The 13,420-nt window shown below is 35.3% G+C and carries 6 protein-coding genes and 2 pseudogenes; all 8 read right to left on the bottom strand.

Features of this window, described 5'->3' with window-relative positions; translation table 11 throughout:
- A pseudogene (locus tag BHV83_RS21820) lies at positions 1–125 on the bottom strand (IS256 family transposase); the annotation flags it as partial.
- Positions 126–380: 255 nt separating this feature from the next.
- Positions 381–524 (bottom strand): annotated as a pseudogene (locus tag BHV83_RS21545) (nucleotidyl transferase AbiEii/AbiGii toxin family protein); the annotation flags it as partial.
- A gap of 11 nt (positions 525–535) precedes the next feature.
- Positions 536–3,385, bottom strand: a complete 2,850-nt coding sequence (locus BHV83_RS21540; protein WP_005640856.1) for an SNF2-related protein — start codon at positions 3,383–3,385, stop codon at positions 536–538.
- A gap of 1 nt (position 3,386) precedes the next feature.
- A complete protein-coding gene (locus tag BHV83_RS21535) occupies positions 3,387–8,312 on the bottom strand; it encodes a hypothetical protein (protein ID WP_286758043.1) in 4,926 nt (1,641 codons plus the stop codon).
- Positions 8,313–8,324: 12 nt separating this feature from the next.
- Positions 8,325–9,023: a hypothetical protein gene (locus BHV83_RS21530; protein ID WP_286758042.1), complete on the bottom strand. Its 699-nt coding sequence runs from the start codon at positions 9,021–9,023 to the stop codon at positions 8,325–8,327.
- Positions 9,020–10,513, bottom strand: a complete 1,494-nt coding sequence (locus BHV83_RS21525; RefSeq protein WP_122205853.1) for a MotA/TolQ/ExbB proton channel family protein — start codon at positions 10,511–10,513, stop codon at positions 9,020–9,022. The genes BHV83_RS21530 and BHV83_RS21525 overlap by 4 nt, the downstream gene beginning before the upstream one ends.
- Before the next feature lie 104 nt (positions 10,514–10,617).
- On the bottom strand, positions 10,618–11,874 hold the full coding sequence (locus tag BHV83_RS21520) for a type II toxin-antitoxin system HipA family toxin (RefSeq protein WP_005640852.1): 1,257 nt from the start codon (positions 11,872–11,874) through the stop codon (positions 10,618–10,620).
- A 3-nt stretch (positions 11,875–11,877) separates the two neighbouring features.
- On the bottom strand, positions 11,878–12,198 hold the full coding sequence (locus BHV83_RS21515; protein ID WP_005640851.1) for a helix-turn-helix domain-containing protein: 321 nt from the start codon (positions 12,196–12,198) through the stop codon (positions 11,878–11,880).
- Positions 12,199–13,420: the final 1,222 nt, after the last annotated feature.

Raw genomic sequence — 13,420 nt, 5'->3', positions numbered from 1 at the left:
ATCTTCTCCAGCACCTGGGCATGCAACTGTTTCAGAAACTTGCTCACATCCGCTTCTGTCTTGAACTGGCTAAGGAACTCCTTGCTTAACACCTCATCGGGCACTACTTGATTCTTTTCTTTCATAATCTTCTTCATTTTGCAAATCTATAAAATAAAAAATACGAGACTCAAACTTGAATCCCGTATTTTCCATTTACACAAAATATTTTATAGTGCCGAATAAAAAACTCGATATTAGCTTTTGACTAAAGTTGATATCGAGTTTTCTATTTTATGAAAATACAATGTGTACTTTATCGGATGCTTACTACCAAAGGTCTATCAAACACAGATTTCACAAGTTCAAATTTTTCAGGATTATTCACCGGATGATAATTGCATCTTGCCTGCAAACAGGTCTAGAAGTGTGAAACAGCGAGGCATAAATGAATGTGGCTGAAGCAATAGCTTTTATTTTGTATTGAAGTTCAACGGTGGACAAGTATCTACTTCAATCTTTATCTTTATTGACTTCTCTGTTTGGGAGCCTTTAGTTATTTAATATGCCATCTAAAACGCATAAAAATGGATGTATCATAATGGTTTGTCATGGCGACTCGAAGTTTTACAGTCATAGCATCAACTTTATCCGCACATTCATCTTCCAGATCGAACAGTTGGCGTTGTTTCTGACGTAATTGCTTTGCTATTTTAGCTTCGTTCTCCTGAAGTTCAAGTTTCAATTTTGCATTTCTTTCTTTACGAATTTGTCTTTTCAAGGCTTCATCTTCCTTGCGAAGAGCAATAACTTCATTCTCTGGTGAGTAAACTTGATCTTCTGCCCAAGCTTGGTACTTATCAATCTCAAAACTAACGTATTCTTCAGATCTGCTATAAACATCATGTTTCAAGTCATACAATTGTTGCTCATATGATTCGGTCAGCTGCTCTTCAACATTGTCTCCAAACCATTTCGATTCATTAATAGCGTTTGCTTCAAACAATTTTTTAAGAAAATCTGGTGAAAGATTCTCTCCATCATCAGTTTTGCTACAGAAAAGAAGATGTTCATGTGAATCTAATTCATTGTAAGCCTTTACTTTATATACGACAGCTACACCTGATTTTCCCTTATACTTTTCCAGCAAAACTTGTCTAGAGGATAAATTGTCTACTTCAAATTCAATACTAGCATCAGGAACAGGGGTCTCTAATGCTCTGCTTATAATATATTCGCCAAGAGGATGCGTTACTCTTAACTGATGAAAATCTCCATGATCTTTGTTTAATATGTAAGTACCGGAAGGTATATTGCTTTTTAGTGATACTGGTAAAACAAAAGTAAGATTTTCATCATCAATGTCAGTAATTAAATCTTTCAAAACACTCTTGGCTAGTCGCCAAAAATGACGATTATAAGAATTTACTCTATCACGATCTTCGCTTTGTCGAATCTTCAGCTTATCAACAACCTCTTCATCAAAATTTTCAAGTAAAGACTTTTTGGTATCTTTAATTCGTTGCTGTATAATCTCTTCCAATTCAGACTGAAGTTGATTAAATGCAGCCTCAATTTCTCTTTCTGTACGACAAGTTTGGTAAATATGATTAAGCTTCTTCTCAAAATCAACTCCAGACTCCAATGAGCCTAAGACTTCGTCACTACTACCAAATACGCCTTCAAAAAGATTAAACTTCTCATTCAGCAATTCATAGACTCTACAGTCTGCGTAATTCAACTGATTTACAAAATTCACTACAACCACATCGAATTTTTGTCCATATCTGTGGCAACGTCCTATTCGCTGTTCTATTCTTTGAGGATTCCACGGCATGTCATAGTTGACAAGAAGTGAGCAGAATTGCAGGTTGATACCTTCAGCACCTGATTCTGTTGCAATCATGATTTCGGCATCTGTCCTAAAATGGTCAACCAATGCTTGTTTTCTATCTATAATTGTTCTTCCTGATATACGTTTAGAACCTGCATATAGAGATAGCCATTTTCGATAGATAGATTTAGAATCATCATCATTGTTTGAGCCATTAAAGCAAACGACTTTTTCTTTGTATCCGTTATTCTGAAGAAAAGATTTTAAATACTCTTGAGTTCTACGACTTTCAGTAAAAATTAAAGCCTTTTTGGGTGCTCCAAGCATCTCATTTTTATGGAATGTCTTTTCTAGAGCAACGAGTAATTGCTTTGCCTTAGTCTCATTTACAATAGACTTTGCCTGTTCCTGATACATACGTAATTCAGCTATCTCCAAATCAATCGCATCAGAAATTGCAGGATTCAGTCCTTCGTTGATTTCGTCTTTCTCTTCATCGAGTGTTACTTCGTAGTCGTTTTCTACCGTTGACATGGCCGATAACAATTCACCAGTAACTTTGTAATGTTCTAGTCTTTCGACAAAACGCTGTAAAGTAAAACTTAACGCATATGCAGAAGAAGACATTATCTTTCTGACAATTAATGACAACATAGGCCTTACCTTCTCAGGAATGCCATATGTTCCTGGCCTTTGAAGGTATTCGCTTATATTTTCATACAATTGTACTTCTTCAGGAGAAGCTTCATATTCTTGTACAAATGCAGTTCTCTTAGTGTAGTTGACATATTCTTTGACCTGTTGACGCAGTGTTCTATGTACAATATGAGACAGTCTACCTTTGAGTTCTCCAAACTTAGCAGAGTCTCTGGTAGTAATCATATTGTATTGCTCATTAAACGAATCAACTGTAGAAAAGAAATGTGGATCTATAATGCTTATTAAGCCATATAGTTCCTTTAGGTTGTTCTGTAATGGCGTTGCAGTTAACAAAATCTTTTTATAATGCTTAAAGGTATTCATCATCGTGTTACCAATGATATTACCTTTTTTGTAGACATTACGCATTTTGTGAGCTTCGTCAAATACGACCAAATCCCAATCAACCAACTGAAGTTCTTCTGAATGCTTTATTGCGAAATTATATGAGCAGATTATGATATGTCTACCATCTTCAAAGAGATTAGTGTCCAACTCCTTAATTTCCTTATAGCTTTCATTTTCGAGAATCACTGATGGTAAGTAAAATTTCTCCATCAATTCCAAATTCCACTGGTTTCTCAGAGATGCAGGAACAACAATAATAATTCGTCTCTTATGTTCTGCCCATAGTTCTGAAAGAATAATGCCAGCTTCAATAGTTTTACCCAAACCAACCTCGTCCGCTAAAATAGCACCTTTACTTAGTGGAGATTTGAATGCAAACAAAGCTGCTTCAACTTGGTGAGGATTCATATCAACTTTAGCTTCAGACAATACGCCAGTAAATCGACTATCGTCACTGGTCGATTTCTTATGCGATAAATCCCATGCATAATAAAGTTGTTGAGCAGGAGTTATACTATTTTTCATCTTACTTCTTTTCTATCTTAATAGAATATTCTGGTGACAATGCATCGAATTGTTCAATCTTTGCACCTCTCCAATACTTCTTGGCAATTTTCAAACAATCCTCTTTGAGTCTTTCGTCAATCATAGGATTTGCTTCTTTACCATAAATATCTCTTATTCTTTCATACGATTTCTGCAAATCCAAGTCGTTTAATGATATTCGAACTATATGGTATTTCTCATTGGGATGCTTTTGCATAAAAGTATTTTGAGATTTATGTAAATAGAATGGAGCAGTACCATCTTTAAGACTATACAATGTTGTTTTAACATCGACATAAATCCTGTCTGTAATATTATGGAAGTCATAATCTCCAATACCTTCTATTGCAGCATACTTATAATCCTTACCTTGGGCCAATAGATATTGCTCATAAATAAGTTCACCAATATATCCAATTGTTTGACGAACTTGCGACTCTTGAGTTTCATCATCAACCTCTTGCATTTCATGAAGAATCTCTAATATCATGTCTTTCTTATCAGCAAGTTCCATCAATTCATCTGCATCAAATGATTCAGCCAACTCTTTAATATTGTCAAGTTTATCTTCATCGACCTTTAAGTTCGCATCATTATCACCTGTATTACTAATTGATTTTTCTGAAGTTTGAACTATCGTAGCGATATCTGTTCCTTTTTCCTCTGCAATTTGCTCAAGTTTTTCCAATTGGTCTACATATAGTCCTTGCAATACAATAAAAGGTTGCTGGAAGAACTCCATATCGGCAAGATGTTTCTCTATCATCTTTATTGCAGAGATTTTTTCTGCATTAGGATATTGAACAACTACCAAACCATTAGTGTCATAACCAAATTCCTTGTTATCTATTGCTTTTGAGAAAACCTGTTCCCTATTTTTGAGCATTGTAAAGTTTATACCAATAGGTTTCTTTGATGTTTTAATCAAGATACCTCTAGATTCGGGCATATTCTTCCAAATCTGATATGGTTCTGTTGCAATTTCATTATAATCTCCTTCATGAGCCTTAACAGAAACCTCTAGTTTAGGAGATTTATGTAGTTTATGTTTAGAAAGTAATTCTAATCCTTCATAAGCAAACACGACTTCATTTACAAAGAAATTCTGCACCTTCTTGTCATTCATCAACATATCCAAGAATATTGGCGTCCAAGAATAAATAGATAAGAAACATGATTCTTTATCATATTTTTCAAGAGTAAATGTAGGGCAAATAGAGTCAAGTGACTTATCACGACATTCGACATTACCAGTATACCTTAAGAATACCATGTTAACAATGCCTTCTGGTAGTCTATCGATTATACGTTTTATATTCTTGTAGGCATTATCTCCATAAACGTATATAAGTTCAGCATTCAACAACCAGTTTATTGTTGATTCAGTTTTATCTGGGTCTTCAAAATCAGGAATAGCTATAGCTTCTTCGTTATCACGAATGAGTCTTCTTACAGAAATGTATGATTCACTGTCGGTTCTGATATTCTCAAACAAATTGATAGCATCAACATTCTGTTCCAACCATTTCTGCATTTCGTTGGGAAGCTTTTCTTCGTCATTAAGTAAAGATTGCTCTGCAAATACTTGGGTCTCTGAATCAAAATCAGAAATCTTGAAATACTCATCAAACCCTCTATACTGGTTAGTCTTAATCATTGTCAAAGCCTCGCTAAGACTCTCTTCTTTACCTATTTCAAGATTGTAATAATCAGGCCCATCATTAAGTGAATAGTCAAGACAGAAGCGGAGTTGCTCTATTGTGAGATGTTTATCTTTTATCTCGTCATAGATTTCTTTGCAAGAAACGTTCTCCTTCTTGTCTCCATAAAATTGTTCCTTAAACCACTCTGCATCATTATCTGAAGGAAGACAATCCAGGAATGAATCGATATGTTCATTCTCTTCTTGATAATCACCATTTAAGGCATACAGACTATACTCATGATCATAAGCAATGAAAACACTATCCTTTATTGTCTCTGGAAGTCCTTCATTATTATGTCTGATACAATTAAATATGGTTTTTCTAAATTCATTCTCTTCAGTATCACGTGACACGGCAAATTTAATAATCTGCCAACGAATATCAGAATCTGTAATCTTATGGTCGATAGATATTATAGACAACGAATTGATATAATGTTCCACAACAGCAGAGCTACAATTTCTGATAAGGGGGAATATTAGATTCTTATCTGAAATCTTATCTACAACAGAATTTGCAAAGTCGTCCCGAGTGATATTGAAAGCATTTGTATCTGATGGAATAAGAGTTTGTACCTTTTGAGGTATATAGTAAAATCCAATCTCTAACAAAGCACTTCTCAAATCCGTGTCAAGGTCATTAGTATAGTTTTTCCCACCATTAAGGGCCTGAACTATAAAGCTATTATCATTACCTATAACCCTGTATTTAAGCAAGAATCCATCAGATGATATCTTCGACAAAATAGCCAATGTATCAAAGTCTATAAACTGATTAGGGTCAATCAAGTCGTAGACATATAAGGTATTCATCATGAATGGTGCAGAACTCAACACCTTTTCGTACTTATATGGCACAAAATTATAATCAGAATATGAAGCTTGAAGTTTTTCATATTCTGCTTCAGATAACTTATCGAAGTTTTCTACATTCTGACATGATTCATCTGTAGGTTTACCATCTTTGTCAAGATATAATCTAAGTAATGAACCTGCAACAGATGTTCCACCTGCCTTGTAAGCATTCTGTATATCTCTTAGATATGCATCTGTGTTGTCGCCCCAGCCATCTTCTTGCTTTATATCATCGAAATGATTTACGATCCAATTCCACAGTGCTGTATTGTCGCCTTGTTTGTCAATAAGCCAATCTCGATGTTTAATACATTCAGGTATACTACCTTTGATGCGGAAATTGTCAAACAAAATAGTCCCGTCCAAACGCTCTTCAAACAGTTCAGAGAATGGCAAATAATCACCACGCCAGTTCTGAAGAACAGTGATTCCATTTATAATTTCATCTTCGTAATCAGATTCATTTTCAGCAATCATACAGAGCGTTTGACATACAGCATCTCTGCCCATAGAAGTTTCTCTCAATTCTGCAAGATTTGCTTTTATCTTACCGAAAAGATTTGAATAATCATCTTCATCATATTCCTCACACATAGGTTCTACTATATACTCTTGACCTACAAATATTGGTTGTGTCGTCTGAGCCATATAGTAAACATTAATATCGGACTTCAATTCCCCCCATGAATATAAATTATTCTCATTTGAACGGAATAATTGTATTGTTTCAATATCTGAGATACAATCAAGACAATTGGTATGGAATAGTCTATAATCCTCCTTAGACATACACTTTATCCATGCGGACAATTTTTCCATGTCTGCCATTTGAAGCATCTCAGCAAAACGTAAAACACGAACCTTTTTATCAAAGTGGAAAGAATATTTTTTTCTGCTTTCATTGTCAATCCAATGTAAATCAGTTATACCAATATCTTTCAATAAAACATTCGTTTCCTTTTCTTCCTCACATACTTGTTCAAAAGGTACGTAAGTACCCTCAGATGTATAAGCATATTCCTTCAAGAATGGACGAATAACATCATAGAATGCTTTACGGATCTTCTGTTCATCTTCAGAGTTATCTTCTGGGCGTGACGATATCAAGGACTGATAGATATAATCAAACTTTTCTCTATTTGTAACCAAAAGCGACTTCAATTCATCAACCAAATGTGTATAGGCAAGACGCAATTGATCACAAGTTTTTTCTGTATCGCTTATACGCTGACGGCTATCATCTACCTCTAAAATCTGGCTGTCCAAAATAAAACCAAATCGATATTTTGTTTGTAGAATAGGCAATCCCTTAAAGAAGTTAACCACATTTTTTTCAGCGAATATTGGATTGAAAGCAAAGTGATAATGGAATTTATTCCCTTCTTCTACAAAATCAACAAATAATGAACTAACAGGATGCTGCTCTACTTCTTTACCCATCACATATATATGTTTAAGTGATTTGCCTACATTACGCTCTTGAGCAGCTGTGATGGAAGCAAAAACGCCTAAACGTGCACGAACATTCTCAAGGTTGTTTTCTTCAATGATCGCATCATACTTACCCTTTCCTAAGGGTATAATTAAAGCCGTTCCCTTAGTCAAGAACGATTTATTTCTTGGCGGATCAACTAATTCATTGAATGCCTTAATTGCTCTTTGTGCTTCTTCATTGCTAAATCTTTCTAAATCTTGACCTGGTGCTATTGGATAATAGCTCATAAGAATTTTCGCAAACAGTATATGGTTCTCTACATCGTCTGCTTGAGCAGGAATCCACTCATCATCATTAATAAGCCAAGCATCCAACTGGGACATATTGTGCCAACTAACAAGATATGGTCCTTTTTTGTTATTAATGATGGCATCTTTAAGAAGTTCTTCTGTATTGACGTTATGATTTATATCTGCCAAAAGTGTATAAAGCAACTTGGAACCTTGACCATACTTACCTAGTTTGTCATCATCGTTTAACTTCAAGGATTTACCTTTTGCTAAAAAATTATATAACTGACCATCTCTAGGCTCTTCGCCTTCAGGAAGATCAAAAATATTGAGGTCAGTAAAGAACGGTTCTCCGTTATTTAGTACTATCAAGAACTCTTCATTAGCATAGAAGAATAAAGAATCTGCACTTGCATCATACGCATTCTGCACAAATTCATAGAACAACTGTTCTTTTGCATTATTTGCAAAACTGGCTGCATCTGTTATGAGAGCATCGACTTTTTGTCCCTGCCCACTCATCATATTCAAAAAGTATTCTTTATTCGAACCTACTAGTTCAAGGGTTTCATTACCTTTTGAAATTGATTTTATATATTGTCTGAGGTCTCTTACTTTCATAATTCCTCTACTTTATTTGATGTAAGGGATGATTTGAATGATAAATGTTTTGTTGAGTTCTTCTTGGCCTGGAGTATTGGAATATCCACCTTGACCACCAAAACCCGAACCAGAAATAAACACTTCTCCATTCATTTCTTGAATGGATTTAATTATCCCATTTTGATTCCAAAGATTATATAAGCTCAATGCACGTTCATAGCTACGAATTTCCATTGTGTGCCATACAGCTCTATCCGCTGCTTCATTTGCTTCCTTGGAACCTTTGTTCAAATGTCTGGCTGCTCGTCCTTCTATTATGATTTTGAAAGAAATATTTACAGACTCTTTAAATTTGGACAAAATTTTGTTAACCAACTCTTTTCCCGCTTCTATAAAAATTTCTTCTTTATCAGCCGGGATATTTGCCAAATTAGGTTCAAACATTATATCTGATTTACACTCAAATCTTTGATATTGCTCATTATAATGGAAATACTCACTTACTAATGACTTTTGTGCTTCGTTGAACTCTCGAATCATTCTTGATTGTTCAATGGTGACTTTTATACTACCACCATCACCACCAATAGCCCCTGTCACCTTAATGTAGCCATACCATGCAACAAGACTGGTTATGATAAACACAACCAGAAACCCTGACATTAAATCTGTATAATTCTGCCAGAAATTATGCTCGTCACCTTCGTTTTTAAAATTCAACTTACTCATTTGTTGGTGATTCTATTAAGTTGACTTTCAAGTTTCTGAAGAGTCTCAATTGTTGTGCTGATTTCATTGATGTGAGAAATCAGGTTCTCTATACGTTCTTGTCTTTCTTCTATTACAGCAATGACTTCATCCACCTTTTCATTTGTGTGGACAACATGCTTCATACTATCATTAATGGTCGAAAGCATATTTTCTTGACTCTCATTCATCCTATGAGCATTATTTACGGCATCAATATATGCTTGAGCTGCACTCTCATAGTTGCCCTTAATATTTCGAACATGATCACTGATGTATGCATAACTCCTTTCTAATGCTTCTACATTTGTGACAATTGCTGAACTGAGGGCATTAACTTCGTCAGTAACAGTCTTCTGTAAGTCCGTTACGAATGTAGAAAGAGAATTGCGTAATTCAGCACTTACTTCACGATTCATAGATGTACTGCTTTGAAGCATTTCTTGATTTACTTCAGCATAAGCATCCTTCAAATCAACCATCTGTTGCAAGCTGTTTGTATTTTGTTCCTGAATCTTTTCATATTCAGCATTAAATTGTGCATTCATCTTTTCAGCGAAATCTGAGTTCTGACTAGCCAATTTCTCTGACAAAGCATTATAGTTTTCAACGATAGAAGTCAATTTTTCATCCTGGCTAGAACGTAAATTAGCCAATGCAGAAGTCATTCGAGTACAGAGTGATGTGATTTGTACTGTCACATTGCTAGATACAGACTGTAACTCTGTATTGGTCCCTGCAATCATTTGCTGGACATTAGTCTTTTGCTCTTCAAGCAGACCTTTAGAGAGTGAAGACATTTTATCTGTCAAAGCCTCAAGAGTATCTGCACATTTCTTGAACTGCTCTTCACCGAAATCCTTAATATTCTGTTCAATCTGACCATGCATCTTAGTAAAGATATCATCCATTCTCTTTACAAAGTCATTGATAAATTGCTCAAGAATCTTACTTTGCTGACTAATAGTAGTATTGAGTCGTTCATTATATTCTTCATTTTTGGCACTTTGTTCTACAAGTTGCTGTGAAATCCTTGATAGAGATTTATTTGTTGTAGTTGACAACAGGGTAAGATTATACAAACACTCTTCAGGTGTTTGTAGGTTAATTTTCTTTTCCAATTTCCGGTCTTCATATGAATACCATATCTTACATCCTGCTGTTGCGATAAACGCAGAAATAAGACCTGCGATAGAAGATGTAAAGGCAGGTACCAAATTTCGAATTATGGTATCTATTTCAAGTGAGTCCTGGTTGATGTCGCCTAATGAATTACAGATAGCCGCGAATGTTCCCAAAAGACCTAAAGATGTAAACAGTCCTGGTAAGCTATTCAGCAACTGTCTAGATCTATTCTTATAGTATATAAATCCAAAAATTACAGCTATTACAATACTCACAATAAACACCCCTTTACCTGTTAGTAAAACAGCGAGAAGTTCAGTTAACCATTTGAATTCAATTTCAGTCATGACTTTTATTTATTGTTTCAACTTGTTATTCTTTACTAATTATTATACTGCAGATGATTAATTTTTGCATTAATAGAACTTAGGGTACATGGATAATTGACTATCTATAGTATTTGCTTCTCAAAAACCGCAGCAAAACGTTCCTGCTCACTTTTCGCAATTTCCAATTTCGTAGCTAATGTTCTCCATTCCATAACTGCATTCAGCACCTCAGCGATGATTTGCCCGGCAGTATCTTCCGGAATCATATACTCTTCACAAGAATCCAACAATTCTTTCAAATCCGATTTATTGGTATAGCTGTTAATCAACAGACTCTGATATTCGTTTAAGGTAGGATTCATATCATATGCCGGTGACAGAGTCCATCCCTTGACAGTCAGAAGGAAACCATGATTACGGAAATGATCATCTGTGTTACCAATACAAATGTTGAACGCCACTCTACGATACAGCTCTTTCAGATTATCTTCCACATTGGTACAGTTTTGAATGATAAAATCAACAATATCCAAATAGCCATTGCCTGTATTGGCATTAGCTCCATCATTCAACCCCAAAAGTGTCATGGCTGAAGCAAAGTGTATACGTTTACCATCTTCTCGTCTGTCAAATCGTCTGGAAAGCAAAGTATGATATTTATCATTTGTAGAGATTACTCTTGTTTCCGCTGCATTGATCCCAGTTTTTTTTGCCAAAAGATGCGAAAAATGTTCCCAAAGACCTGCATCATAATCATCCTTACGGGACGGAAACTTTGCTATACAAAGATTCTTGTTTTCATCAAGCACACTTGCTTTTGGACGTGCACCACCAAGAGAAGAGCCTGGCTGCACCAACTGTGCAATCCATCGCATTTCAGGAAGCTGATCCTCTTCTTCGCTTTTCTCTATTTCAGAACTGGCTGCAATCAACTCACGTATGTCTGTCAATGGAGGAATGCGCAAGGTTTCACTTGCATTAATATAGTTTCCATCCATGGATTCTTTGAAACGGAAACCTCCCATACGAGAAAAGTCTTCAATCCCTATAAGATAGTCAAACGAAGAAAGCCTACGCACCGGGCGTTTTTCATCCTTTGCCAGAATCTGCTCCCTGCGATTTATCAATGTACGTCCCCACCTGTCTGGAAGAGCATCCGAAAAGCATCCGAAAATATCCTTGCCGAGAGCCGTGTACTGCTGACCAGGATAATTGTTCAAATCATCACTAAGAAACAGACTACCATAGTCCTTCAACCACTCATTACTATAACAAAATCCATAGCTGTCAGAGCCACGAAGTGATTCGTAACTTAGCTCTCCAACAAGCCTTGGTTCTTTCAGCCAATCGAAATCGGCAAATACATAAAGTTTTTTCATCGCTTATTCTTTTTTGGATGCTCTTTCTCGTTTCTTAAGACTCAAATCCTGCAAGGCCTTTCCCATTGCATCTTCTTTTGCAAGCAGAAGAAGATCATCATCCAACTGAAGTGCATAAAGCACCCTAAGATAAATGCCTATTGCCACTGTCGGTACACCTTTCTCTATGCGTGAAACCGTAAGAGGTGAACAGGTGGCACGTTCGGCAACCTGAGCAATACTGAGATTTCTACGCAGTCTGGCCAGCCTGATCTGCTCACCGACTATCTTCATCTTCTGCTCCAATTTCCTTGGCAACTTGGTACCCATTGTACTTTTTGTCATAGCTCAACATATCATATAATATGCAAATATAGCAGTTTTATTTTATTTTATGATGTGTTACAGAGATAAATTTTTGAATTTATTTCTGCAGAAATCTGCTTCGGCCACATTATTGGGCGTTGAGATATTAAATGCTATTATATTATTCATAAGGCTGATATTTTACAGATAACAAACAATATATTATTTCTATTAGGCAATCTTAAAAAAATAGCGACCGCTGTCATATAAGTCGTCGTTTGTAACAAACACTGACCACACATCAACTTAACTATATCAACCTTATAGCTGGAAAAAAGGCCATCAGTTAAACCGAAGTGATACATTGCTATCAAATCTCTTCAACGATCTCAATATTCCGTTCAAAAGTTACTCTTATCAAGAATGATATATTGATAGGCTGGTGAAATCTCGTTCCAAGACCCGATTTATGCCTATTAGTTGAAGACTGATTACTTTGCAAAACAATCATAATTTGTCCACCTTTGTTTCAGAGGCATTTTTGTACCTTTTTTTATAAAAAACTTATCGTCAAATCATAGTGCTTGATTATAAATCCTATATTTTTTTATTTTATTTTCAATATCCTACCGCTTGCCGCATCCACACCTAAATAGTAAACATACGACAAAGTATCCTAAACTGGAAACAACATAGAAAAAAATTAAGTTCCCAATGATAATGATGTAATATCGTCTTACTTTTTTTGATTTTGTTACATAATCAAAAACATAAATAATCTCCGGATTACACCACAAGTACTACTTAAATATATTATTATTTTCCACATTAATACATTGAGAAATTCACAAAAAAGACCTATCTTTGTTGTACCATCATCATGTAGCGCATGGGATAAAACTATCAAAGAATCAAAGTTTTATACTTGATTTTTGATATACAAAATTTGAATGAAGAAAGGCGGTACAAATAAAATCAATAAAAGGCTGAAAAACAAAGGTTTGCACTTGTACATAGAAAATGAATTCTTTGTCAAAAATATATTTGTACCGATTAAAATGCTAAAACGCTGATAATTAAACATGCTTCGATGTTGCATCGAAAACTTTCTGTTGGCATTATTAGCATATATGGAATCGGCAGCCACACATCTTAGGGACATTCATTAAATATTGGGATATTATTATGATAAAAGCATTGCCAAAAACTATGGAGGTGCATTAAATCCCCTTGTTTCCATGCTTGACTCAAGATCACAAAA

This window comes from Parabacteroides sp. merdae-related_45_40 (genome assembly GCF_001915675.1).
This window is presented reverse-complemented; position numbering and strand designations above follow the sequence as displayed.

Coding starts and splice junctions, on each gene's coding strand:
- BHV83_RS21540 (WP_005640856.1), bottom strand. CDS start 3,385: ATGAAAAATAGTATAACTCCTGCTCAACAACTTTATTATGCATGGGAT.
- BHV83_RS21535 (WP_286758043.1), bottom strand. CDS start 8,312: ATGAAAGTAAGAGACCTCAGACAATATATAAAATCAATTTCAAAAGGT.
- BHV83_RS21530 (WP_286758042.1), bottom strand. CDS start 9,023: ATGAGTAAGTTGAATTTTAAAAACGAAGGTGACGAGCATAATTTCTGG.
- BHV83_RS21525 (WP_122205853.1), bottom strand. CDS start 10,513: ATGACTGAAATTGAATTCAAATGGTTAACTGAACTTCTCGCTGTTTTA.
- BHV83_RS21520 (WP_005640852.1), bottom strand. CDS start 11,874: ATGAAAAAACTTTATGTATTTGCCGATTTCGATTGGCTGAAAGAACCA.
- BHV83_RS21515 (WP_005640851.1), bottom strand. CDS start 12,198: ATGACAAAAAGTACAATGGGTACCAAGTTGCCAAGGAAATTGGAGCAG.